At 68.0% G+C, this 22,681-nt stretch carries 27 protein-coding genes and 7 pseudogenes; 18 read left to right on the top strand and 16 right to left on the bottom strand.

Annotation, left to right across the window (positions count from 1 at the left end; translation table 11 throughout):
- Window positions 1–63: 63 nt before the first annotated feature.
- From ACLLJJ_RS33300 to ACLLJJ_RS33285, 4 genes and pseudogenes are all read right to left on the bottom strand, one after another.
- Window positions 64–252 carry a hypothetical protein gene (locus ACLLJJ_RS33300; RefSeq protein WP_434598039.1) on the bottom strand — a complete coding sequence of 63 codons (189 nt, stop codon included), beginning with the start codon at window positions 250–252 and terminating at the stop codon, window positions 64–66.
- 93 nt (window positions 253–345) lie between these two features.
- Window positions 346–480, bottom strand: a complete 135-nt coding sequence (locus ACLLJJ_RS33295; RefSeq protein ID WP_434598037.1) for a hypothetical protein — start codon at window positions 478–480, stop codon at window positions 346–348.
- Window positions 481–645: 165 nt separating this feature from the next.
- Window positions 646–948: pseudogene (locus ACLLJJ_RS33290) on the bottom strand (cytochrome P450); the annotation flags it as partial.
- A gap of 97 nt (window positions 949–1,045) precedes the next feature.
- Entirely contained in the window at window positions 1,046–1,177 is a 132-nt protein-coding gene (locus tag ACLLJJ_RS33285; RefSeq protein ID WP_434598035.1) for a hypothetical protein, read from the bottom strand.
- A gap of 734 nt (window positions 1,178–1,911) precedes the next feature.
- On the opposite strand from ACLLJJ_RS33285, the gene ACLLJJ_RS33280 reads away from it, so the two are divergent.
- Both ACLLJJ_RS33280 and ACLLJJ_RS33275 read left to right on the top strand, forming a co-directional pair.
- Complete coding sequence (locus ACLLJJ_RS33280) at window positions 1,912–2,478, top strand: DM13 domain-containing protein (RefSeq protein WP_434600590.1); 567 nt, start codon at window positions 1,912–1,914, stop codon at window positions 2,476–2,478.
- Window positions 2,479–2,847: 369 nt separating this feature from the next.
- A pseudogene (locus ACLLJJ_RS33275) lies at window positions 2,848–2,997 on the top strand (IS5 family transposase); the annotation flags it as partial.
- A 325-nt stretch (window positions 2,998–3,322) separates the two neighbouring features.
- Here ACLLJJ_RS33275 and ACLLJJ_RS33270 read toward each other — a convergent pair.
- Window positions 3,323–6,274: an RHS repeat-associated core domain-containing protein gene (locus ACLLJJ_RS33270; protein WP_434598033.1), complete on the bottom strand. Its 2,952-nt coding sequence runs from the start codon at window positions 6,272–6,274 to the stop codon at window positions 3,323–3,325.
- 725 nt (window positions 6,275–6,999) lie between these two features.
- Complete coding sequence (locus ACLLJJ_RS33265) at window positions 7,000–7,272, bottom strand: hypothetical protein (protein ID WP_434598031.1); 273 nt, start codon at window positions 7,270–7,272, stop codon at window positions 7,000–7,002.
- A 255-nt stretch (window positions 7,273–7,527) separates the two neighbouring features.
- Here ACLLJJ_RS33265 and ACLLJJ_RS33260 point away from each other — a divergent pair, with 255 nt between their 5' ends.
- The 12 genes and pseudogenes from ACLLJJ_RS33260 (at window position 7,528) to ACLLJJ_RS33205 (ending at window position 15,572) form a co-directional block, all read left to right on the top strand.
- Complete coding sequence (locus ACLLJJ_RS33260; protein ID WP_434600589.1) at window positions 7,528–8,049, top strand: helicase associated domain-containing protein; 522 nt, start codon at window positions 7,528–7,530, stop codon at window positions 8,047–8,049.
- Window positions 8,015–8,167 carry a hypothetical protein gene (locus tag ACLLJJ_RS33255; RefSeq protein ID WP_434598029.1) on the top strand — a complete coding sequence of 51 codons (153 nt, stop codon included), beginning with the start codon at window positions 8,015–8,017 and terminating at the stop codon, window positions 8,165–8,167. The genes ACLLJJ_RS33260 and ACLLJJ_RS33255 overlap by 35 nt, the downstream gene beginning before the upstream one ends.
- Window positions 8,164–9,198, top strand: coding sequence for a hypothetical protein (locus tag ACLLJJ_RS33250; RefSeq protein ID WP_434598027.1), 1,035 nt, complete (start codon window positions 8,164–8,166; stop codon window positions 9,196–9,198). The genes ACLLJJ_RS33255 and ACLLJJ_RS33250 overlap by 4 nt, the downstream gene beginning before the upstream one ends.
- Before the next feature lie 95 nt (window positions 9,199–9,293).
- The gene (gene nhaA, locus ACLLJJ_RS33245) at window positions 9,294–10,643 is read left to right on the top strand and encodes a Na+/H+ antiporter NhaA (protein ID WP_434598025.1); all 1,350 of its coding nucleotides are present in this window, start codon (window positions 9,294–9,296) and stop codon (window positions 10,641–10,643) included.
- 152 nt (window positions 10,644–10,795) lie between these two features.
- Window positions 10,796–11,050, top strand: coding sequence for a hypothetical protein (locus ACLLJJ_RS33240; RefSeq protein WP_434598023.1), 255 nt, complete (start codon window positions 10,796–10,798; stop codon window positions 11,048–11,050).
- The gene (locus tag ACLLJJ_RS33235) at window positions 11,047–11,520 is read left to right on the top strand and encodes an STAS domain-containing protein (RefSeq protein ID WP_434598021.1); all 474 of its coding nucleotides are present in this window, start codon (window positions 11,047–11,049) and stop codon (window positions 11,518–11,520) included. The genes ACLLJJ_RS33240 and ACLLJJ_RS33235 overlap by 4 nt, the downstream gene beginning before the upstream one ends.
- A gap of 348 nt (window positions 11,521–11,868) precedes the next feature.
- The gene (locus tag ACLLJJ_RS33230; protein ID WP_434598019.1) at window positions 11,869–12,120 is read left to right on the top strand and encodes a hypothetical protein; all 252 of its coding nucleotides are present in this window, start codon (window positions 11,869–11,871) and stop codon (window positions 12,118–12,120) included.
- A 176-nt stretch (window positions 12,121–12,296) separates the two neighbouring features.
- A complete protein-coding gene (locus ACLLJJ_RS33225; RefSeq protein ID WP_434598018.1) occupies window positions 12,297–12,677 on the top strand; it encodes a hypothetical protein in 381 nt (126 codons plus the stop codon).
- A gap of 40 nt (window positions 12,678–12,717) precedes the next feature.
- Window positions 12,718–12,882, top strand: coding sequence for a hypothetical protein (locus ACLLJJ_RS33220; RefSeq protein ID WP_434598016.1), 165 nt, complete (start codon window positions 12,718–12,720; stop codon window positions 12,880–12,882).
- 338 nt (window positions 12,883–13,220) lie between these two features.
- Window positions 13,221–13,725: pseudogene (locus ACLLJJ_RS33215) on the top strand (helicase associated domain-containing protein); the annotation flags it as partial.
- Window positions 13,722–14,684: a hypothetical protein gene (locus tag ACLLJJ_RS33210; RefSeq protein WP_434598014.1), complete on the top strand. Its 963-nt coding sequence runs from the start codon at window positions 13,722–13,724 to the stop codon at window positions 14,682–14,684. The pseudogene ACLLJJ_RS33215 and the gene ACLLJJ_RS33210, both read left to right, overlap by 4 nt.
- A 78-nt stretch (window positions 14,685–14,762) precedes the next feature.
- Window positions 14,763–15,572 carry a hypothetical protein gene (locus ACLLJJ_RS33205; protein WP_434598012.1) on the top strand — a complete coding sequence of 270 codons (810 nt, stop codon included), beginning with the start codon at window positions 14,763–14,765 and terminating at the stop codon, window positions 15,570–15,572.
- A 62-nt stretch (window positions 15,573–15,634) separates the two neighbouring features.
- On the opposite strand, the gene ACLLJJ_RS33200 is transcribed toward ACLLJJ_RS33205, so the two are convergent.
- From ACLLJJ_RS33200 to ACLLJJ_RS33185, 4 genes and pseudogenes are all read right to left on the bottom strand, one after another.
- Complete coding sequence (locus ACLLJJ_RS33200; RefSeq protein ID WP_434598010.1) at window positions 15,635–15,850, bottom strand: hypothetical protein; 216 nt, start codon at window positions 15,848–15,850, stop codon at window positions 15,635–15,637.
- Window positions 15,851–16,348: 498 nt separating this feature from the next.
- A complete protein-coding gene (locus ACLLJJ_RS33195) occupies window positions 16,349–16,744 on the bottom strand; it encodes a hypothetical protein (protein WP_434598008.1) in 396 nt (131 codons plus the stop codon).
- Window positions 16,745–16,886: 142 nt separating this feature from the next.
- A pseudogene (locus tag ACLLJJ_RS33190) lies at window positions 16,887–17,125 on the bottom strand (Scr1 family TA system antitoxin-like transcriptional regulator); the annotation flags it as partial.
- Between the two features lie 2 nt (window positions 17,126–17,127).
- Window positions 17,128–17,265, bottom strand: a pseudogene (locus ACLLJJ_RS33185) (DUF6879 family protein); the annotation flags it as partial.
- Window positions 17,266–17,342: 77 nt separating this feature from the next.
- On the opposite strand from ACLLJJ_RS33185, the gene ACLLJJ_RS33180 reads away from it, so the two are divergent.
- Complete coding sequence (locus tag ACLLJJ_RS33180; protein WP_434598006.1) at window positions 17,343–17,687, top strand: STAS domain-containing protein; 345 nt, start codon at window positions 17,343–17,345, stop codon at window positions 17,685–17,687.
- A gap of 17 nt (window positions 17,688–17,704) precedes the next feature.
- On the opposite strand, the pseudogene ACLLJJ_RS33175 reads toward ACLLJJ_RS33180, so the two are convergent.
- From ACLLJJ_RS33175 to ACLLJJ_RS33160, 4 genes and pseudogenes are all read right to left on the bottom strand, one after another.
- Window positions 17,705–17,846 (bottom strand): annotated as a pseudogene (locus ACLLJJ_RS33175) (IS5-like element IS4811 family transposase); the annotation flags it as partial.
- 92 nt (window positions 17,847–17,938) lie between these two features.
- Window positions 17,939–18,337, bottom strand: a pseudogene (locus tag ACLLJJ_RS33170) (DUF6879 family protein); the annotation flags it as partial.
- Between the two features lie 15 nt (window positions 18,338–18,352).
- Window positions 18,353–18,496: a hypothetical protein gene (locus tag ACLLJJ_RS33165; protein WP_434598004.1), complete on the bottom strand. Its 144-nt coding sequence runs from the start codon at window positions 18,494–18,496 to the stop codon at window positions 18,353–18,355.
- A gap of 23 nt (window positions 18,497–18,519) precedes the next feature.
- Window positions 18,520–18,756 carry an XRE family transcriptional regulator gene (locus ACLLJJ_RS33160; protein WP_434598002.1) on the bottom strand — a complete coding sequence of 79 codons (237 nt, stop codon included), beginning with the start codon at window positions 18,754–18,756 and terminating at the stop codon, window positions 18,520–18,522.
- Between the two features lie 167 nt (window positions 18,757–18,923).
- On the opposite strand from ACLLJJ_RS33160, the gene ACLLJJ_RS33155 reads away from it, so the two are divergent.
- From ACLLJJ_RS33155 to ACLLJJ_RS33145, 3 genes are all read left to right on the top strand, one after another.
- The gene (locus ACLLJJ_RS33155) at window positions 18,924–19,118 is read left to right on the top strand and encodes a DUF6381 family protein (RefSeq protein ID WP_434598000.1); all 195 of its coding nucleotides are present in this window, start codon (window positions 18,924–18,926) and stop codon (window positions 19,116–19,118) included.
- Between the two features lie 195 nt (window positions 19,119–19,313).
- A complete protein-coding gene (locus ACLLJJ_RS33150; RefSeq protein ID WP_434597998.1) occupies window positions 19,314–20,126 on the top strand; it encodes a hypothetical protein in 813 nt (270 codons plus the stop codon).
- A 76-nt stretch (window positions 20,127–20,202) separates the two neighbouring features.
- Window positions 20,203–20,397, top strand: a complete 195-nt coding sequence (locus ACLLJJ_RS33145) for a hypothetical protein (protein WP_434597996.1) — start codon at window positions 20,203–20,205, stop codon at window positions 20,395–20,397.
- A gap of 164 nt (window positions 20,398–20,561) precedes the next feature.
- Here ACLLJJ_RS33145 and ACLLJJ_RS33140 read toward each other — a convergent pair whose 3' ends face one another.
- On the bottom strand, window positions 20,562–21,680 hold the full coding sequence (locus ACLLJJ_RS33140; protein WP_434600588.1) for a replication-relaxation family protein: 1,119 nt from the start codon (window positions 21,678–21,680) through the stop codon (window positions 20,562–20,564).
- An 8-nt stretch (window positions 21,681–21,688) separates the two neighbouring features.
- Entirely contained in the window at window positions 21,689–22,639 is a 951-nt protein-coding gene (locus ACLLJJ_RS33135) for a GlxA family transcriptional regulator (protein WP_434597994.1), read from the bottom strand.
- Between the last annotated feature and the right edge of the window lie 42 nt (window positions 22,640–22,681).

Genomic DNA, 22,681 nt, shown 5'->3' with positions numbered 1-22,681 from the left:
GGGGCATCGCCGTGTCTTCAGGCGTGCTCGCTGCCCGCCTCCGGGCATCGTGCTGTGCGGAACTCAGGCCGCCAGTTGATGGCCGGCCGGGTATCCGATGAAGGTGGCAGGGTCGGCGGGCGTGCCGTCGTGACACTCCAAACAGATGCCGAGCAGGGTCGACAGGCAGTGAAAAAACCTGCGGCGGCACTCGGGGCATGTCTGCCTGGCGGCCATGGCCTTGTCGAGCGCGTACTCCTTGGCGAGCGTCATCGGACGGACAGGCGGGGCTACCGGACGCAGAAGAGGGCCCGCCAAGCGGGCCCTCTTCTGTACGAGGCGGGTGGTGCAACATGCGGCTGAGACTCAGAGATCGGAGGGCAGCTTCTTCCCGGTTGCTGCGTCGTAGGCGATTCCGGTGGGGGACAGGCGGATCGTCTGGGAGGGGGCCCTGGAGCCCTCCTTCCAGCTCTTTCCGCCGATCGCTACCCGTACCGTCACGTCACGTCACGTCAGCAAGGGGATCCTTGATCGGCACTGCGATCTCTGGACCCTTGGGGTAGTAGTCATCTTCGCGAACGCTGTTGGCGCTCTCGCCGGACGCGTCGATCCGTAGATACCTGGCGTCTTCATCGAAATATGAGCTCAGTCCCAGGATTACGCGGGTCTTGTCCTTGCTCCAGCGGTGACGGCCAGCATCTTGCCGGCGGCCGAGTCGCCGCCCTCCAGGAGGGTGGTCAGTACGTTGCCCCGCTCGGAGGTGAAGCGCTTGTTGTCCCGGTAGACCTGCATCACGTCGTCGTGGCGCGAGAGCACCCAGAACCCGGGGACGGCGCGGCCGGGGACCTCATGCCAGCGCACGGGGCCCTCGGCCCTGAACCGGCGCCACATCTCGACCAGTTCGGCGCCGGGCGCCAGGAAGGTCTGCGGGTCGGTGAGGTCGGTGTCGTTGACGGTCAGGGTGGTCATGGTCAGTGCCTCGCCTTTCGCTGGGGCGTGGCGCCCAGCACCTTGAGGTCCCCGGCGAAGGGCCGGCGGCCGCGCGGGGGCGGAGTGTTGTCGCTCATCACCGGGTCACCCGCGTCGGGAGTGCCGTGCGGTCCGGATCCTGGAAGCCGTCGCCCTCGCTGTCCGCGGGCCGCTGCTGCAGGGCGCGCTCGTGCGGCGCCCTGGCCTTCGCTGCCACGGCCGTGCGCATGGCGTCGAAGACGCGGCCGCCGGGCCGGGCGGCCCGGCGGGGGAACGAGCAGCGTGGGTGCGGCGTCGAGCGGTGTGAACTCCAGGCATCGGGCGCGGTGTTCGTGATCTGCCGGCCGGCAGGGACCTTCCTTGAGCACCCGCCCAGGCCAATCGGCCCGCTCCCCGAAGAGGGCCGCGGCAGTCGCACCGGGGTTCGGCGGGACTGCCGCGGAAGGCTCATGGAGATCAGTCACGAAGGCTCCAAAGCTCATAAATCCGTGCGGGCCGCGGAGAGGCGGGGCAGGGACCGCGCGCGCGGATGGCTGGCTCACACCGGCAGGGCTGCAGGGCGTCAGGAAAACGAAACGGAATCCGGCATTCACCGGCGGCGCCGGGAGCGGGAGGGGAAGACGGACAACGGGTGTGCGCGCAGTTCCCGCTCCGCCGGCCGCTCTCCAGTCCACCCCATAGGTTTTTGGTCTTGATTGTCTGCGCGGAACCGTAACGCAAGCAGGCCGGCCCGCTGCCGGTCAAGGTTCGGCCAGGACCCCGGGGCTTCCATTCCCAGTCGCCCTTCCACCGCATCCGGCCATGGCCCCACCACCGCCCCGAAACCGAGAGATCGCACCCAGGTGGAAGTCGCGGGCGGCGGGGCACGTGCCGCTGCGCAGAGTGGGCACCCAGACGTCGCCGCCGCACGAGCCGTATTTGCAGCTAGCCTCGGGCAGGAGCCGACGAAACTTGGGGGAACTTATGGCGCGCGGACGCATCTTGAGCAGACCGGTCGTTCTGAGCGTTGCTGTGATTGTGATTGCCGTTGTCGGGGTGGGCCTGTACCTGTTCCAACCCTGGAAACTGTGGCGGGACGAGACGGTGCGCGAGGCTCTGCCCGCCGCGACAGCACCCGCGCCGGCCACGACGGCGCCACCGGGCGCGAGTTCGGGGCCATCGGCTACGCCTACGGCCCCACAGATCATCTCCACGGGCCAGCTGATCAGCCACGAGCACACCACGACGGGCTCGGCGAAGATCGTCCGTCTCGCGGACGGGTCCCGCACGCTGCGGCTGGAGAATCTCGACACCAGCAACGGGCCTGACCTGCACGTGTGGCTCACCGATGCGCCGGTGAAGGAAGGCAAGGCCGGCTGGGAGGTCTTCGACGACGGCAAGTACGTCAGCTTGGGCAAGCTCAAGGGCAACAAAGGCGACCAGAACTACCGTCTTCCCACCGGCGCCGACCTCTCGCAGTACACGAGCGTGAGCATCTGGTGCGACCGCTTCAACGTCTCCTTCGGCGCTGCGGAACTCACCAAGACCTGATCAGCAGGAACGGTCTCAGCGGCAGATAAAGCGACGCGGCCCGTCGTCTGAAACGGCGGGCCGCATCGTTCAGGCCACTCTCGAAGGGGCACGAGCTCCCGGCCCGCCACGCAACGGCGAGCAAGATTCGCCAACTGCAGAACACACCGACGACACATCCTGGAGCGAATTTTTTTGCTGCAAGACAGCGCCGACCGAGTCCGACGCGCTTGCCAGTACTGGCTTCCGTACGGGTGCGAGAGCCGGGGAAAGGCCTCTGCTCCCTTCGCACCCCAGGACGGCCGAAGGGGCAAGCAGAGGATTCGGCGCGCTCGTCTCTCCGGGGCGGGAGGCCACACGACGGCAGGCGCCGGGGGATCGCCCCATCCGTTGGCCCGCGACTACGAGACGCTTCCGGCCCGCTCCGAAGCCATGATCCACCTCGCCATGACCGCCCTGATGGCCCGCCGCCTCACCGGCGAAGCCACCATCTCCTGGCGCGACCCCGCAGACCAGGATCAAACCCTAATACCGGGATGAAACATTGGGAAAAAACGACCTCTAAAGGCCTCTAAAGGACATGCACGCGATAGTGGTTCACTCATTTTGGGCTATTTAGCACTTTTGCGTGTAATCCACATAGCCACGATCGCTAGCAAAGCAATGCACGCGATCACTAGCGCCGGCCACCAAACCGCAGGTAGGTCCATGGCATTAGGCGAAAACGCGACCAGAGCTAACGCGGAAACGACCAACAGGAGGACGGTAAGGGAGTAACCAGTTTTCTGACGCATCATGCCTTCTTCAGGATGTGGCCAGTGGGGTCACGCCGACAGCAGGCGGGACCCCACTGGCGATATTTAGTTCAGCATGCATTGTCGTCGTAGACACCGCATGCAACTGCACCGACGAAGCTCGTCTGTGCGAGCGCCAAGCTGATACCGCCAGCGACCGTCAGGGAAGCGCCGCCGGTGGGAATGGCTGTGATGAGGGCTACTCCGGTCAAGACCGTTGCCACGGTGTCCCAGCCGGTCCAGAGCCCTGTGGGGTCTGTGTTGTTGATGGGGTCGGCTGCGGCGTAGAGGTAGGGGTTGGTTTCCTGCCCGCTGGGGTCGGGCTGGGTGAAGCGGCCCAGGGACGGGTCGTAGTAGCGGGCGCCCATCTTGTACAGCCCGGTCGCATCCGCGTACGTGCCGGCGTAACGGTAAGGCTGGGCGATCTTTTCCGTGGGGGTGGTGCGTGTCTGGCCGGTGGGGCTGTAGGCGTAGGTGTGCGTGCGCTCGCCCGCTTCGTCGACCAGGCCCAGGACGCTGCCGGTCGCATCGGTGAGGTAGTAGTAGCTCTTGCCCCCGGTGCGCATGGAGTTGAGGGTGCCCGCTGGTTCGCGGATGAATCCGGTGTCGGCCCCGTTTGTCGTGGAGCCGGCCAGTCCCAGTGCGGTGTTGTGGAACCAGGTGTCGCCGAGCTTGGTGCGCTCGTCGTTGGTCGTGCCCGCGTGAACCAGGTCGCGGGCCGTGCCCCCGGTGGTGATCGAGGTGAGCTGGCTGAAGTCGCTCCAGGTCTCACCGGTGCGGGCCGTGGTGGTCGCGGCGGCTGTTTCGTTGCCCGCCTTGTCATACGACCAGCCCGTCGTGCTGCCGCCCTTCGCGGTCAGCTGGGAGGCGTCGTTGTACGTGTACGTCGGCGCCGCCGGGCAGGCCGTCGCCGCGGTGGTGTCCTGGTGGGTGAGGTTGCCCGCCTTGTCCAGGCAGTAGCGCCAGGACGCCTTCCGGGCACCCGCCACGTCGGCTTCCTGCGCGTATGTCAGCCGGTTCTGGGTGTCGTAGCTGTACGACGTCGTCAGCTTGGTCGCGTTGTCCGTACGCGTGCGGATCTTCGTGCCGTCGGTCTTGGCGTCCGTGCCGTAGCCGTAGGTGTACTTCAGGTCGATAAGCGTCGCCGCCCCGGAGGCTGCCTTGATAGCGGCGGGGCGGCCTGAGTTGTCCAGGGTGACACTCTGTGTGGTGCCGCCGGGGTAGGTGGTCTTGGTGCGCTTGTCGTTGTTGTTGTACTCGAAGGTGGTCTTCTTGCCCTCCGGGTCCGCGAGGTGCTCGAGGCGGCCCGCGGCGTCCCAGAGGTAGTCGGTCGTGCCGTTCGGGTCGGTGTACTGCTCGATCTCACCGCCCGGCGCGTACCCCAGCGCCGTCTGCACGCCGTTTTGCAGGGTGCGCGTGCTCTCGCGGTTGAGCTTGTCGAAGCTCCACTTGGTGATGCCCGACGCGTCGCTGCGGAAGGTGAGGTTGCCGTCGCCGTCGTAGGCGAAGGTGACCGTCCGGTTGGTGGAGGAGACTTCCTTGACCCGGTCGCGGCTGTCGTAGGTGTAGACGCTCTTGATGCCGCGCCCGTCGGTGACCGTCTCCGGCCGTCCCAGCGCGTCATACGTGTATGCCGTCTCCCCCAGTGGGGCCGGCGGCTTGACCTTCGACAGATTGCCCTTGGCGTCGTAGGTGAACGAGGTGACCTTGTCGTTGCGGTCCTTGGCCGTGCACCGCTGACCTTCGAAACCACCGCACGTGGGGGCCGCCTTGTTGTACGTGTACGACAGGGAGGTCCCCGCCCCACCACTCGCGGTTGTCGCGGTCGAGGACAGGGTGTTGCCGCTGGCGTCGTACGCGAACGTGTCCTTGCGCCCGTCCGGGGCGCTGAAGTCCTTCGGCAGGTCGGTGCCCGCGACCGTCTGATACGCCGAAACTGCCGCCGTCGCCCCGGTCGGCAACTTCGCCGAAGACGGATTGTTGCGCGCGTCCCACCCATAGGCGACGACGTTGCCGCCGGTTCCGCCCGTCCCGGTGCCCATCGCATCGACCGCCGTCTGGACCTGATGCGCCTGGTAAGAAGTGGAGCGGTTGTGGCCGAGCGGGTCGGTGACCTTGGTGATCTCACCGTCCGCGTTGTGCGTGTGAACGGTCTTGTCACCGTCGGGGTCGGTGGCCGTCGTGGTTCCCGCCGCGGACGGGGACGCCCCCGAGTAGGCGTAGGTCCACGTCGGCCCGTGGTGCCGGCGCAGGGACGTGACCCGGTTCTCCTCGTCGTAGGTGAGCTGCGTGGTAGTGCCCTCCGGCGTGGTGATCCCGGTGAGCCGGCGCGAGGAGTCGTAGTCGAAGACCGTCGTCTTACCGGCCGTGTCCGTCGAACGGGCCAGGTCACCGGCCGGATTGAGGTCGTAGACGACGCTACGGCCGGTGTGGTCCTTCGCCTGCCACTGCGAGGCATCGGTCTTCACCAGGTCGATCCACCGGCCCGAACGCGTCTCCGTCAGCTTGAAGCCGGTGTTCTCACCGCCCGCATCATGCTGGCTGATGGTGATCGTGCCGTTGTTGCGGTCAGTCACCTTCGTCAGCGTGCCGTGCTCGTTGTACGTGTCCTTCGCACCCGACTTACGGGTCGTCAGGGTGTACGTGCCGTCCGCGTTCTTCTTCAGGTCCTTCGAATAACCCGTCGGCGTGCTGTACGTACCGTCCGCGTTCTTGGCGAAACGCACCGCACCGGCGGTCGCGTCATAGATGACGACCTCGGTGCTGGTGAGATGCGCGTAGCGCTCGTATCCCTGCCACCAGCGCTGCGAGACCTTGCCATAAGGGGCGTCCAGCGAGTTGTAGGTCCGCGACAGCTGCAGGTTCTGGCCGGCCCCGGCGATGTCGAAGTCGGTGGCCGCGAGCATCAAGTTGCCGTTGGACAGATTCACCCGGGCGACCAACGAGTCGCTGAGGCGTGTGTCGGACAGCTGATGCCAGGGGACCTGCCCCTGCCCCTCGGGGACGATGGCCAGCAGTTTCACCCGCAACGGCCCTGGCCGCGGAGCCGGCTCCGCGTTCGGGCAGGTGGCGCGCCTTGTCCTGCGCGGTATGCCAGGCTGCGCGCTCCTCAGACGGTTCGGCTGCCTGCCGGGAGGCAGGGGCCTTCGTCGAGCCTGCCTTCACCGCAGGTGCCGCAACCTTGCCGGGCCGGGTCCACGCGGTCGTCGGCTCCGGCTTGACCGGATCGGGCGCCGCCGTAGCGGGCAGGGTGCCGGCCGCGAGCGCGGCCACCGCGACCGCCGCCGTCAGTACGTAATGAGTCGATCTGCGGGCACGCCAAAACGGCGTGCCAGAAGCACGTAAACGCATCAACTTCCCCCCACGGAAAGCTAAATACCAGTGACCACACCGGTCACCGGGACCTCACAAGCTGCCACAACTCCCTCACAGAACGCGGCGCTGTGCCCCCAAGCCCGGAATCCATGCCACAAGAACAAGCCCCTCCCTATCCACCCCGAAAAGCAGACCGAACACCCCAAAAACTCCACCGGACCAGGACGCCTGTTCGAGCAAGCGCTTCACATCTGGCCGGAACCCCACTCGGACTCGCTGGGCATGAACGGCGGCCGGTGACCGGGACAGCAGTCGGTCGTTGAATCTGGCGGCAAGTGAAGTGCACAGAAGTCCCGGATCCTGTCATCGCTCCGGGACTTTGTGCTGTCGTCGCTCGGCCAGGCCGCATGACACGAGCTGGAGTGCGTCTGTCTCAGAAGGGGGCCGGGCCGCTGCCCAGTACGCCCATCGCGGTTTGTCCGGGCGTCAGCTTGCCCTGAAGTACGAAGCGCCCTTCCTCTCCGTCCGGAAGGCGCATGACTGCGGTGTCCGCGGTGAGGACCTTGAACATGTCGACGTCCTCGTAGTGGGACAGGTGGCCGCCCCAGGACTTCGTCCGGCCCCGTTCGGTGATGGACAAGTCGGCTTGCATCGAGGTGTCAACGTCGCCGGCTACAACGGTCACGGGTCCCTGGTAGGTCGTCATCCCCTCAGTGTGGGCCGTGGAAATGACAATGAAGCGGTCGCACGCCGATGTGGCGCTTCGAAGCGTGCGCGACGGGCTCCGCCAGCTGCGCCGGGACCTGAACCGCGGACCGGGCGGCGGGGCCGCGCGCACGTGCGGGGTGCCCTGTCCACGACCGGCCCGGCTCCGCCGCAGTGAACGCCCCGAACCCCAGGCTTGGGGTTCCCGCCCCTTCGAGCACTGACTCGCTGATCGTTTGAGCGGTTCCAGGAGAACCTGGAGGCCGCCAAGGCGTACTACGAGCAGCACTGGACGCTGTGCGCTCCCCGGCCCGCGACGATGCTGGACCGGCCCGTGGGGCAGTGGCTGTCGAACCTGCGGCGTCCGGGTGCGCTGGACGGGCACCCGGAGTGGAAGACGGCGCTGGAGGCCGTGGATGAGCACTGGGATCCGGCGTGGCCGGCGGAGTGGCAGAGGCATTACGCCGCGCTACGGGAGCTGCTGACCGACGAAGAGGACCACTCCGACGTCCTGCCCGGGTTCACCGTCCACGGCATGGACGTCGGGAAGTGGCTGTCGAAGCAGCGTCAGCACACGGTCTGGGCAGGGCTGATGGACGGGCAGCGCGAGCTCCTGGAGGCGGTCCGCGTCGTGCCGCTGCCCCAGGAGCAGGCGGAGCCCGCCAAGAGTCCCAAGGCGGCTGGGAGCGCCTTCGAGAAGGGCGTGGCGGCCCCTGGCGCAGTACAAGGCCCGCACCGGCTCTGTGACCGTCCCCAGGGCTCATGTAGAGCGACTTGAGGACGGAAGTGAGGTGAAGCTCGGAGTGTTCCTCAGCAACAGCAAGAGCCGCCGGGCCAAGCTCACCGCCGACAAACTCACCGCGCTGGCCGACCTCGGACTGGAGTGGGCAGCATGAGCACCGAGCAGCAGCACGACGCGGACGCGTACCGCCAGGAGCTGGCCCGTATCAACTACCACCAGCACGAGGCCGACGCGGCGCGGGTCACTGTGTTCCGGGCCCTGGCCGCCCTCGGGGTCTCCCCCGGGCAGGCGGATGAGATCGTGTCGCAAGTGGAGGCTGGCGCAATCGCTGCGGCGCACACCTGGATCTCCGAGAGCAGCGCCCCGCACGGATCCGAGCCGCAGTTCGAGGACGGCTGGTTCGAAGGTGTCCGCGCGGTCTCCAGCGACCTGCTGCGCATCGCCGACACCACCGCCGCGCAGCGCGGGCGCGCCACCCCCAACACCCTGCGGCTTCCCCACCTTGAGCAACCGGATCCGCCCACCCCGAAAGAGGCCCCCGCGGGCAAGCAGGCTGCGGCGCTGGACGCGAAGGACGTTCTGGCGGCGGCGGAGCGGTTCCCGTGGGCCGTGGCCGCACCAGGCGAGCGGCACTGGCCGGACGGCAGTGACTTCCTGGACGTCGCGCTGAGCGCGGTGCGCACCGAGGAACGCGAGGGGTACATCGAGCACCTTCAGGCGTTCGTGGAACAGCACCGCCCGCGTCTGGAGGAGATGCTGCGCGGCTACGGGCCGGGCAGCAGGCCCGCCTCGCACGGCCGGTACGCGCTGATCGGACAGCCCGAGACCCTGGTCATCGTGGAGCGGATGGAAAGCGCCCCGTTCCTCCTGCGCAGCCAGTGGGCGAAGCGACGAAATGGCTCTTTCGAAGTGACGGAATGCCAAGGGAAGAGGATGGGCGGGTTGTCTGCGGTGGCGCGGGCCGCTGGTTCCCAGGTGGGAACGTGGCTTCTGTTCAAGGGCCGTGGAGTGGGCCTGGTGGGCACGGACGGGGGCCACTGCCTAGGCACGGAATCGTCCGCAGGCAGGCCGTGTCGACTGGTTGCGGAGTGGGTGGGTGGCCGGTTTCCGGGGTCGCGTTGTTGCCTGGGCAGAACTGATGATCGTGTCGAGGTGTCGTGGAGACAGGCTCCCGATAGGCTGTAAAGAACGCGTCAAGAAGCGCGGGGTGTGCCGGGAAGTCTGGTCGGCGTCCAGGGGACAGATATGTCCCGACGCCGCCACCCCGGAGATCTCCTCTGATGAGCCCCTTCCCGCGTGAGCGTTCCCCTTTCCTGGCACTGCTGCCCTGGTCCGAGCGCACGGCGGTAGCCAGGGCGCTGCGGACCGAGACGGTGGGCGGCCTGGTGCTGCTGGCCGCCGCGGTGCTGGCTCTGATCTGGGCGAACTCGCCATGGAGTCAGGCGTATGAGGCGATACGCGACTTCCACTTCGGTGTGCCCGCGCTGGGCCTGGACCTGTCGGTGGGGCACTGGACGTCCGACGGGCTGCTGACCGTGTTCTTCCTGGTGGCCGGTATCGAGCTCAAGCGTGAACTGGTAGTCGGCGAGCTGCGTACCGCGGCGGCCGCAGCCCTGCCGGTGATCGCGGCGGTGTGCGGCATGGCGGTGCCCGCCGCCCTGTACGCCATCACCGCGGGCATCGGCGGCGGCAGCCTGAGCGGGTGGGCGGTGCCGATGGCCACCGACATCGCCTTCGCCCTGGCGGTCCTGGCCGTCCTGAACACTCATCTGCCGTCATCGCTGCGGGCGTTCCTGCTCACCCTGGCGGTCGTCGACGACCTGGGCGCGATCCTGATCATCGCGGTGTTCTTCACCACCGACCTCAACCTTGTCGCGCTCGGCGGCGCCTTCGCCGGGCTGGCCGTCTTCTATTTCCTCCAGCGTCTGCGGGTACGCGGCTGGTGGTGGTACGTCCCGCTGGGCGTGATGATCTGGGCGCTGATGTTCGTGGGCGGGGTGCACGCCACCGTCGCCGGGGTCGCGATGGGACTGATTCTGCGCACCCGGCGCGACGACGGCACTCAGGGCCGGGCCAGGGAAAACGCCTCACCGGGGGAGCGGACCGAGCACCTGCTGCGGCCGCTGTCCGCCGGGATCGCAGTGCCGCTGTTCGCGCTGTTCGCCGCCGGGGTCAGCGTTTCGCTGACGGGGCTGGGCGCGGTGTTCTCCCAGAGCGAGCCGCTGGGTGTGGTGCTCGGACTCGTCGTGGGAAAAACGGTGGGGATCTTCGCCGGGACCTACCTCGCCGCGCGCTTCACCCGCGCCCGCCTCAACCCCGATCTGGCGTGGGCCGATGTGCTGGCTCTGGCCGTCTTGGCCGGTATCGGCTTCACCGTCGCCCTGCTGATCGGCGAGCTCGCCTTCCCCGACCCGGCCACGGCCGCCCCGGTCAAAACCGCCGTCCTGACCGGCTCACTGCTCGCCGCGGCCTTCGCCGCGGTGCTCCTCAGACGCCGCAACGTCCTCTACCGAAGGCTGTGCCAGGAAGAGGACCGCGATGAGGACGCCGACGGCATTCCCGACATCTACCAGCGCGCCCCCGGCACGCCCGCCAGTGGGCCGACCGCCCCTGACCGCACGGATACGTGATCACGGTGATGATCGCTGCGGCAACCCGGTGGCTCTCACCGGTTCCCGCCTCACCTGCCCACGGCGGGCCAGCCGGCGGCCTGCGCTCCGCGCGGCCACGCAGCCGTCGCTGTGGCCGGCTTCAGTACCTCGTTCCCAAGGACGGTCCCGCCATGTTCCTGATCATCAACGCCGTCCTCAGCGTGTGGGCATGGCGCTTGCGGCAGCTTCCTGGGTGGCGGCGCAGGCTTCCCGCCGCCCTCTTGGCCTGTGCGCTGGCAGCCAACGTCACCCGCGCCACCGGAATCACCGCGATCGCCGAAACGGCGGCTTTCCCCCTCCACCTGCTGGCAGCCCTCACCGCCCTGAATGCGCTGACCCGGGCCCGGCGTCTGCGCCGGTCGACAGGAAACGAGGCCGTCGCATGAACCCCTTGGGAAACTGGACTGTCCTCACCAGGGCAGCGGCCTGGCTCGTGGCTGCCGCGGCGGCCGGATGGCTCCTCACTCAGGTCGACTCCCCCTCGATGAAACTGCTGTGCCTGATCGCAAGTGCCGCGGCGCTGCGGATCGCCGCAATGAGCCTGCGCACAGCTCTGTCACCCCGCCCGACCCGCCACCACGCCGTGGTCCGGCTGCGCGGCGAAATCAGCGCCCGCAACGCCGGGAAGACCGCCCGGCGGCTGACCGCTGCACTCAACAACTCCCCTGCCACGCTGGAGATCGACCTGACCCGGGTCACCCGCATCACCAACGACGGCACCGGCGCACTCTTCCACACCGCACGGGCCGCCACTCCAGCCGGCGTGACTCTCATCATCACCGGGGCCAACGCCGACGTCCGCGCCACCCTGCACACCATCGGGTTGGACAACCTGCTGCGCTATAGCCCCGATTAGCCAGCATCCCGTTCCCGTTCTGGGAACGGCCGTTGAGCATCCGCACCGACGAAGTCGGCATACGCGAGTCCACCGGGAATCTCTACATCCCTGCGCGGCACTCCCACTCGACAGCGAGGCTGTTTCAGCAGGTCAGCGAATTTCGTCGGTTGGCCCCAGTGGGAAGGCGAGCTGGAGGACGTTCTGCTGGACGACCTCGAATTCGTCTGGGGGCGTGGAGTGCTTCCCTGATGGTCCGCCGCCACGCGACACCCTGTGCGGGACGTGTGGCCGGATGAAGTGCGCCGACTGTGCGACCTGTGGCTGTACTGACAGGATCTGACTCATCGAGCGCGAGGAGAGCCGAAGATGAACCGTCGGGACCATGCGATAGCTCGAGCTGCTGCACGATATTTTGCGCAGTGGTTGTCCGGAATTGCCGCTGTCGGTGCTTTGGCGCTTTTGGGCGCGGTCGTGGTGGTGAACGGACCAGAGACGTTCATCTTCTTCCTCAAGCGCGGCAGTCTGGCGCCGGTTGTGGCGATCTTCGCTGTAGCGACGCTGGCGTGGCTGTTGCTCCCGCTGGCGGGAGCACGCGACCGTCGACGTGAAGCAGCTTGAAGGTCGGGGTGGATGAGGCATTGGTCGGCGAGAAGCTCTCGGACCTCGCTACCGGCATGACGACGACGGTGATCGGCTGGGTCACCTGGTAAGTAGTCTTAACGAGTCGGCTGGGTGGGGCGATCCGTCGGATCGCCCCACCCAGCCGACTACACAACCCGATATGAGGCCTTCCAGTGTTCTCGTCCACCTTTTCCACCACTGACTGGTGGATAGCTGCCGTTGTATCCGGCCTTGCGTTCGGGGTGGTCATGCAGACTTGGGCCACGAAGAAACGACATAAACTCTACCTGGCAACAGCGCCAGCTCTGGGCGGCTTCGCAGCGACCTTCTTCGGCACCAAAGCACAGGGAAGCGGCGGCGAGGCCCCGCTGATGCTCTACACGATCACCATGTTGGCCCTGCTCGTCACGATGGCCATCTTCACCAGATTCATCAGGCGTCACCTGGCTCGGGTTCGCTCCGGCCAACCGGTCCAGCGCCTGGCACCCAAGCAGGTTTGGATCTTCGGGCTTACCTTCTTTGCCGTCATGCTGTCCCTGGCCGCCGTGCTGTGACCACGCAACCGCGTCGCCCCTGCACGACGGAAAGACTCTGATGGTCCTCCCCCTGTGGCTCGTCACGGCGGTGATTCCCGAGTTCATGCTCACCTGCCTGCCCGGCGACGAACACGCCCTGGCGGAACGCCAGCGGCTCCGGGAGACATCCGAACTGGTCACGCACGGAGGTGTCCAGACCGCGCTGTGGGGCGCCGACACATAAGGGACGCGGTCCGGCGCGATGCCCTGGAGCACATGAGGCCGCCCCGGCCGCGTGCCCTTGCTTCTCGTAGTAGTTGGTCACAGGCACGATCCGTCAGACCAACCCCTGACCAGCACAAACCTGGCTACCCGGACCACGCAGCGATAACAAAATCCCGCGCCGATCACTACATTCCGAGACGATCACTAAATCTGTACCTCAGAGCCTCTCCAGGTCTCCAAGCTCCCCCAGAAACCCCAGCTCAGAGCCGCGCCACACCACAGCAGTAAATCCTGAAACGATCACCAAATCCGCAGTTCAACGCATCGCTCATCTGGTGATCCCTCTCGGATTTGTCAGATGAGCACTGGGATCCGGCGTGGCCGGCGGAGTGGCAGAGGCACTACGCGGCGCTGCGGGAGTTGCTGGCCGACGAAGAGGACCACTCCGACGTTCTGCCCGGGTTCACCGTCCATGGCATGGACGTGGGTAGGTGGCTGGCGAGGCAGCGTCAGCCGGCGGTGTGGGCGGGGCTGATGGACGGGCAGCGCGAGCTCCTGGAGGCGGTCCGCGTCGTGCCGCTGCCCCAGGAGCAGGCGGAGCCCGCCAAGAGTCCCAAGGCGGCTGGGAGCGCCTTCGAGAAGGGCGTGGCGGCCCTTGGCGCAGTACCAGGCGCGTACCGGCTCTGTGACGGTTCCCAGGGGCCACGTAGAGCGGCTTGAGGATGGGAGTGAGGTGAAGCTCGGGGTATTTTTGAGTAACAGCAAGAGCCGTCGGGACAAGCTCACCGCCGACAAGCTCCAGGTGCTGGCCGCGCTCGGGTTGGAGTGGGCAGCGGGCACCGTCAGCGGGAGGGCGTCGTGAGGGGAGAGAGTGCGGGGGCAGGGCGGCTCGGACGGGTGAGCCTGGTGCTGGGCCGGGCGGAAGGCCGGGCGGCGGCATTGTGCCGGCACACCGGCCACCTCGGCGCGGTACACAGCCCGGCCACTCTGGGAGTGGTCGAGGGTGCCTTGGGGTTCGCCGAGGAACGCGACGGTGTGGACGACGTCCGCGCGTTCGAGGACCTGTGGTCGGCCGGCACCCTGTGGGGCCAACTCCCCTCACCACACGTGACACTGCCTGATCTGGGTGAAGCGAACACCGCCGTGCTGGAGCACATCCAGCACCTGCTGGAGCGACTGCCACCGGAGCAGTTGCGCGAGGTGGCCATCGGGATGTCCGTGGAGCAGCACGTGGTCGGTGTGGCGCTGGAGCTCGTGGAGGAGACGGCGGGTGGCGGCCCGGAGTTTCGGGCGGGGCCGGTGGCGGGGTTCGAGCTGGAGGTGCTGCTGAACGAGGACCGGATCGGGGATGCGGTCGATGTGCTGGTGTGGGACGCGCCGGGCCACTGGCCGTCGTTGCAGCGCGGGGCGCTGGTCCTGGCACTGGTGTGGGAGATCGCCGCCCTGGTCGGATACGCGGCGGAACTGTCCTCCGTACAGGCGCGGCCCGCTGGATTGCTGTGGCAGGCGGCCGGCACCGGACACCTGTGTGCCGGTGTGCGTGTCCCCGTACCCGGGCCGAGGGTGCTGGTGTGGGCCTCCGTCGACAAGAAGGAATTCTTGGGGCGGCCCCTGTTCTCCCAGGCCGTGCACCTCGGTGCGTGGGGATGGTCCCTCGACTGGCAGAGCACGGACGGCACCCCCGTTCTCTACAAGGGCGGCCGCGGGCCGAGCAGGACGGCCGCGCGGTGGCGGGCCGAACAGGCCGTGCAGGATCTGCTCGCCGACCCGTACCGGGCCAGGAGCCCCGTGTCCGACGACTGGCTCCTCCCACCGCCCTGAACACCCCACCCGCATGAACACCCGTGCCGGGCCATCCACACGCGGCCGACCGGCAGGACACGGACAAGGGAGTACAGCATGAGCACCGAACAGCATGATGCGGACGCGTACGGCCGGGAGCTGGCCCGTATCAGCCGGCACCAGAGCGAGGCCACGGCGGCCCGGTTCACGGTGTTCCAGGCCCTGGCCGCCGTCGGAATCGCGGACGAGCAGGCGAACGAGCTCGTGTCGCGGCTGGAGGCCGGGGCGGTGGCCGGGGCCCACACCTGGATCTCGGAGAGCAGCGCCCCGCACGGGTCCGAGGAGCGCTTCGAGGACGGCTGGTTCGCCGGTGTCCGCGATGTCGCCACCTACCTGCTGCGCATCGCCGACACCACCGCCACCGCCCAGCGAGGGCGCGCCACCCCCAACACTCTGCTGGTTCCCCACCTTGAGCAACCGGCGCCCCCGGCCCCGAAGGAGACCTCCGAGGAGAGGCCGGCCGCGGTGCTGGACGCGAAGGACGTCCTGACGGCGGCGCAGCGGTGCACGTGGGCCTTGACCGACCCGGGCAACTTCCTCATCCCCGCGGCGTCGGAGGAGATCCTGGCCGTGGCCCTGAGCGCGGTACGCAGGAACGAGCGGGACGGCTACGCGCAGCGGTTGGAGGCGTTCGCCGAGCAGCATCGCGAGCACCTGGCGGAGTTGCTGCGCGCGTACGGGCCGGGCAGTAGGCCCGCCTCGCGCGGCCGGTACGCGCTGATCGGACAGCCCGAAACCCTGATCATCTGTGAGCGGATGGAGGCCGCCCCGTTCCTCCTGCGCAGCCGATGGGAGAAGGAGCTAGAGGACGTCCTGCTGGACGACCTCGAGTTCGTATGGGGGCCGCGCATCCGCCTCAGCCGCTGAACCTCCGGGAACGTACGGCGGGGCCGGGCAGGGTGCTCCTGCCCGGCCCCGCTGCTGTGTGGTCAGCCGAAGTCGAGCGTGTCCGGGGGCGGCGTCGACGGGCGCGGCGTGGGGGGCTCGTTGCCCTGCTGGGCGGCCTCCCAGCGTGCGATCAGCGCTTCCTTCCAGCCTGGCACCAGAGGCCAGGAGACGCCCCATTCAGCAAGCTGGGCACGCCTCCAGCCTCCCTTCTCTGTGCGGGCGGCGTTGATCTCTTCAGGTGATGGCAGTACAGGCATGTGAGATCAACGAACGGCAGGGCGTAGGTGTCACCCGCCAGCGTCGGTTTCGTCGCCCGGGCCAGCGGCATCGCACCCCAGGGCCTACACGCACTCCAGTTTGATGCCGTGGGCCCGGACACCGTGGCATCGCACTGGAGTGCGTGTAGACCCCGGGGGCCTTGGGCCGCGCCCCCCTGCGGGCGTGAGGCGGACTAGGTGTACTGACCCGTGAGGTTGGGGACGCGGCCGGCCGGTGGTTGGCCCTTGAGTGCGGTGTGTCCGATGGGTCACGGAACCCTGCGCCTTGAGCCTCTCGACCCGCTGAACCGCGGGCCGAGAGAGCAGCGCCGGGCTTACGACCTCGGGGGCGATGGCGCGGGGGCTCCCGGCGTCATGCGACTCCGCCTCCGGCGTTGTCGTCGGTCGACGACGCTCCGCGTCGCCTCCCTCCTCCGCCTTGGACGCGAAGCCGCATGACGCCGCTCGCTGATCCACGCTCCATTGCCCCCGAGGTCGTTACGGGGTGGCGCCGAGGTGATCCCAGTTGGTCCAGTTCCCGTTCCGGTCGTGGCCGCGGTACCAGCGCGCTCCGTCGTTGCCTACGACGTGGATGATGAAGTCGTAGGCGGGCAGGTCGTATTGGATAAAGACTTTGCTTTGCGCCAGTCCGCCCATGGATATCCATGGGCCCCAACTCCCGGACGAGTTGGGCCAGCGCGTCCACACCGCCCGGTCCAGACCGATGATGAATTCCTGCCGCCTGCCATCGCTCAGCTTCGCGGTGGTGACCCCGTACTCGCAAATGTAGATGCCACCGCCGCGCTTGCACTCACTCGCATGGGCCGGTGCGGCCATGACGCCCACACTGGCAAGGACTGCGACCGCGACCAACGCGGATTTGATCTTGTTCATGGGCACGATTGTGCGGCACTTCGCTCACGCGGCACTGACGTTTGGCTGACGTCCCAGAACAAGGGCTTCCCGCTGAGCGAGCCAACCCTCCAGCGAGGGAACGACATGACCCATCAGGTACGCCCTAGGCGGTGGCGGGTCGTCAGCGCGGGTTCAGGGCGCGCCGGGCCGCGTTGATGGCGTTGTGGGCGTCGGCCCCGTACACGGCCGATTCCCTCAGTGTTTTCCAGGTCCGCAGGTAGAGGGCGAGGGTGTCGGCGTCGTCGAGCCACAGTTCGGCGTGCCAGGTCTCGGTGACGACCTGGCGGTCGTCGTAGATCCAGAAGCCCAGGCCAGGCGGGACCTTGCGGGACGCGGTGAGGGCACGATGCCGAGTTCGACGCGATGTGCGAGTCGAAGATCGAGAAGTCTTCGTCCGGGAGGTTGACCCGCGCGGCGTCCGCGCGCCACAGATTGCGGACGTCCTCGCCCAGGGCGGCGTTCTTCTCGCCGTGCGCGAGCAGGTACCGCTGTCCCTCGGTGGCTGTTTTCGAAGGTCGGGTGCAAGGGCCGTTAGCGTCGGGTGACTGTCGTCTGTGTATTGGGGCAGGCTGGGGGCATGAAGAGCGATCGGATGCCGAAGCCAGACGAGCGGTTGCGCATGTCCAGCGTCTGGGCAGGCGGCCGAGTGGTGGTGCCGGTGGTGGGCGAGGTAGATCATCTGACCTCAGCTCGACTCGGGTCTGAGTTGGATACCGCTGTCACGAGCGGAGCTCAATGTATTGAGGTCGATTTTCGCCGGGTCAAATTCTGTGACTGCTCAGGCGTGAACGCCTTGCTCGGGGCTCGCCGGACCGCGCTGGAGGCAGGTGCCTGCTTGCACTTGAGCGGCCCGCTCGAACCGGTGGTCGCGCGATTGCTGCAGGTGATGGAGGCAGAATCGTCACTGCTGACGGCCGCCTGAGCGGATCAGACGGCTTGCGTGAGCGATGCCTTGTTCGTCCAGCTCCTCTTGTGCCCGTTGCGAGTGATGCGCCGGGTCATCAGCGTGATCGCCGCCCAAGTGATCAAAGTTTCGGAGTGCTGGATGAGCCGCGTAATCGCGGGCATGGCGGCGGGCGCTACTCGGTCAGCGGGTCGTCCACGACGCGGACCCCGGCCCACCCAGGCGCCGCCCGTGGTCTTCTCGCGGATGCCCCTGCTCCAGGGAGTCTCCAGGTCCCAGAACGGCTTCTCGCCCCGGGCGAACTGGGCGTAGGTGTCGGCCTGTTCGTCAACCGCGTAGCGCCGGCGCGTCTCCAGGTGCCAGGCGCTGTGCTGGAAATTCTCGAAGAGCTGGGCGAACTGCTCGGGGGTGAAGAGGCGCGGTGCGCTGTCGTGTTCCCTGGGGCCGAAGTCGATCAGCGTAGCCGTGGTCCAGGAGCTGGGCGGCCAGGGTGCGCAGGATCGTCGTGGTGCTAACCGCCGGTGCCGGAGCAGACCACCACGCCGTACTCGGTCTGTCTGGCCGTTGCCGCAGAGCGCTTCGGGTTGGCGCCACTCGCGTATTTCGAGACCGCCGAAGTGTGGGGCCCGTGAGCCGGGCACGGGTCTCAGGGCAGCTGGAAGGACCATTGCGGGCCGCTGTGTTCACCGGCGGGCGTGGCGGCGGTGTATGGGCGAGCGGCGGTGCTGCGCGGCGGGCCGTGGAGTGAAGAGGCGTTCTTCGTAACGGCCCAGGGCGAGAATGAGGCCGAGGAAAACAGCAGGAAGCAGGACGGCGAGCGCGGCCACGGCGGGGCCTCCCCAGATGGACGTCAGGACAGCGCGCCGGCAGCAGTACCGGCGGCCTCGAGGACATCGGGCAGGGGCAGTGCCAGGGCCACGGCGAGTTCGGCCAGCTCTGCTTCCGTGGGGTGGACGGGGCCGTTCGCCCCGTCCTGGGCGAAAACCCGGATGCGTGGAGTACGGATACCAGTGCGCTCGGCAAGTGCCTGAGCCGTCAGACGACGGCGGCGCATGGTCCGCTGGAGCAACTGCGAAAGGTCAGCCATCCCATGCTCCTGCCCGGCCCACGCACACTCAGACATTCTCAAACAGCTCCGTCCGCTCCGGCACACTGAAGCTGCCGGAAATAGGGGTGGGTGAGCGTTCAAGATGCGCGAGCCCCCTGGCGCTGATTCGCTGGCCGGGTCCTCTCCCCACACTTCCAGGAGTGATCATGAGTGTTGCAGGCGAATCCGGCGAGCGTGCCCAGCAGATGCGTGCCAAAGCACAGGAACTGACGGACGCGGCCGAGCGTGCCACCGACCCCGAGGAGCGCAAGCGGCTGACGGACAAGGCCCGCCGGCTGCAGGAGGAGAGCAAGCAGCAGGAGGGCGGCATGGGCGGCCAGGGCATGGACCCCATGTATTAACCGCGGCGCGTAAGCAAGCTGGTGGCCTCCCGCACCCCGACAGGACCCAGGAAGCCACCAGCCACGCGCAGGGACCTCGAAACCCATCCTCACCAGGCCACTCATCCGTTATAGGAGTAATCGCCGTTTGATCCATTTGGGTAGAATGCGCCATAAATTGCACTGTTCGGCAGCCGCACCCGCGTTGTCACTGTCGTGGAACCACGTGAATTCTGGGATCGAAACACTGTTCTGGCGGAAGCCTTCTGTACCAGCGACGAGCGGCTGCACCAGGCCCAGTCGGTACTGGACGAGGCGCAGGCCGAACGCAGCAGGACACTGGCCGCGTTCGCCATCACCGTCGGCAACGACGGGACTGTCGCCGACCTGATGGGCCTCAACGAGCGGGAGGTGCGCCTGGCCCGCCGCACCGTGGGTAGGGGGGACGCGCGGACCGTCGCCGAAGAGCTTCTGGAGCGCCATACACAGATGCACACCCAGCCCGTCCCCCAGGCCGCCGCACAGTCTGCACCACCACCGCCACCGGCGGCGGTCAGTCACCAGCAGGGCGCACCTTCCTACTCGGCGGCCCCACCCGGGACCAGGCAGCAAATGGACGAACCCGCCGCCGGCCACACCCCGCCGATGGAGATCCGCCTGCCACACCCGCGCGAGGAAACGGTTCCCCACCTGCCGCACAGACCCCTGGACCCGGCGCCCTCGATGCTCCAGCCGCCCGAAGCGGACAACAACACCGTCCTCTGGTCGCCCAGCATGGACTCGGTCCTGCTCTGGAGCTGGCAGTCCGGCCTCGACCTCCAGACAGTGGCCGCCGAACTGGGCCTGGACACCCGCACGTTGCTACTGCGCGTACAGGCGCTCGCCGACAACAACATGCTGACACCCAGCAACCCGAACTCCGAAACCAACCAGGAAGGACGACACCGCCGCCACCGCCGCCACCACGAGGAGACCTACACCCCGCACCTCAGCCCGACCACAACAACCTTCCCCACCCACGTCCACTGAGCCCAAAGCCCACAGACAGGCCGACTAAGCCCGACAGCCCGCTGACATCACGGTGGTACGGCGCCTGGTCGAGGAGATGGCCGCGGCCGGCGGCCGGCTGGGACAGATCGCTCTCGAACTCGCCCCGGCGTATCTGTCCGAACAGGAAGCCGTCGACACAGTCCTCGCCCGGTACGCGGACGACATCGGCTGCGACGTCGAAACCATCCTCGCCGTACGCCGCTACGCGCTCACCGGCGACCGCCGCGCCCTGGAAGGCACCTGGCTCTGACCACCGGCACCGCCCACCGGGTGAATGCGGCGTCGCGTGCGTGACCCGACCGGCGCCAGCTCGGTTACCCCGTGGGGTCCTGACCCGCCCGGCCAGGACCCCACCCCTCCGGGTACACCACGCCCACCGGGTGGCGTGTGCACGACCGGCAGAGCTCCGGTGTGTCAGCGGCGGAGGAAGCCGAAGATGCCGTTCTCCTTGCGCCACGCCTCCGCTTCCGCCTTCGCCTGCGCCTCCTCAGCCGCCCGTTCCTCAGTCTCCCGGCGCTCGCGCTCCTTGGCGTGGGTGCACACGGTGCAGTCGCTGCCCGGCGGTACGGATTGCCAGCCGTCGCTCGGGTAGACGTCACGGCCGCAGGTCCCACACGCCCACGCGGCGGCCTTCCGTCGCCGCGTGGTCTCTTCCCGCTCGCGCTCCTCGCGCTGTTCCTGGGCGCGGCGTTCGGCGCGGCGTTCCTCTTCCCGGGTGTGGAAGGCGCGGTGGTCGTCTGGGTTGTCCAGGGCCGCTTCGAGGGTTTCCCACGAGGAATGCCCGTAGCGCCACCAGATGGGTCCGTGCGGGCCGTGCGCACTCAGGCGGGCGAGGGTGGTGACGATGACGGGGACGGTGCCGTCGTAGTCGCGGTAGCCGTCCTTCACCTCGGACCCGTAGGTGCTCCCGCCCTGCCAGTGGCCCTTCCAGCACTCCGGGGCCAGGTCGCGGACGGCCTTCATGCGGTTCATCATCGCCTCGGGGCCGACCTGCTTGGTGAACACGATCGCCAGCGGCGGGTAGCCGACGCGGTCGTGGTCGCTGTAGAGAGTGCGCCACATCGGGATGTCCCGCTGGTTGGTGTCCTTGACCGTACGGCGGAAGAACCTGCGGTACTTGCCGATCTTGCCTGCCACGATCTGCGGGACTTCGGTGCCGTTGTCGACTTCCACGAACAGCACCGGCAGCCCCGCGTCCGGAGCGGCCAGGACAGCGTCCGCGCGGGGGCTGCCCTTGACCGGTGTCGTGAACGTTCCGCTCACCGGCAGCACAACCTCGGTCTCCCAGCCGGCCAGCGTGCCCAGCCCCGCAGGCCGGGCCGGCTCCACAGCGGTCGTCTGTGCCGGGACAGGCCGGGGCGGGTGGCTCTTGCGGACGACCGGGCGGGTCGGCTCCCAGACCGGCTGGAGGAACGCGGTGACCGTGTCGGTGACCTTCCGCGCATGCGGAGCACCCGAAGGCGATCGAACGAGGATTCCCGGCTGGGTGGTCTTCCGGCGTTCCGGGGCGTTAAGGCAGGGGCCTCCGCCCAGCTCCGCCGTCAGTTTTCGCTGAAGGTCCGTCGGTAGGCTCCAGGTGTGGTGCCGAGATGCGCCCGGAAACGGCGGCGCAGGTTGACCGCCGAGGCGAGTCCGGCTCGGGTGGCGATGGTTTCGACCGGCAGGTCGGTCTGCTCAAGGAGTACCCGTGCCGCGTCGAGCCGCTGGCCGAGCAGCCACTGTCCCGGGCTGGTGCCGAGCTGCTCGGTGAACCGCCGGGCGAGGGTTCGGCTCGACAGTCCTGCACGTTCGGCGAGGCGGTCGAGGGTCAATCGGGTATCGAGCCGGGAGTTGGCCCACTCCAGTAGGGGCGCCAGTGACACGTCCGCCCTGGCTGGTGCGGGTCGTGCGGCGTACTGGCGTTGGCTGCCCTCCCGGTGTGGCGGCAGGACCATGCTCCGGGCTATCTGAGCTGCGTATGCCGCGCCGTGGTCGGAACGCACCAGGTGCAGACACAGGTCGATGCCCGCGCCGGTTCCGGCGCTGGTCGCCACGTCGCCGTGGTCCACGAAGAGCACGTCCTGGTCTACCTGCACCTTGGGGAAGTTGGCGGTGAGTTGGGCGGTGTTGCGCCAGTGGGTGGTGGCGCGGCGGTCGTCGAGCAGTCCGGCCTGGGCGAGGACGAACGCGCCCGTGCAGATGGCGACGATCCTCGCCCCTCGCTGGTGGGCAGCCCGCAGCGCGTCGGTGACGGTCGGCGGCACCGGTATGCCAGATGGCTCCCAGCCGGGGACGACCACGGTGTCCGCCTCCTGCAAGGCTGTAAGGCCAGCGTCGATGAGCATCGCGAAGCCGGCGGTGGTCTGTAGGGGGCCGGGGTGTTCGGCGCAGGTCCGAAAGCTGTAGCGGGCGGGCATGTCCTGCGGGACAGTACCGAACACCTCGGCGGCGCACGCGAGTTCGAAGGGCGACTGGGGTTGGTTGAGGAGGGCCACCACTCGATGGAGGTTCATGGCGGGAATGTACCTGTGGGTGTCTTTCTGGACTCTCGTCCG

Source organism: Streptomyces sp. A5-4 (assembly GCF_051131715.1).
GTDB lineage: Bacteria > Actinomycetota > Actinomycetes > Streptomycetales > Streptomycetaceae > Streptomyces.
The sequence above is the reverse complement of the archived record's forward strand: the minus strand, read 5'-3'. Positions and strand labels throughout refer to the sequence as shown.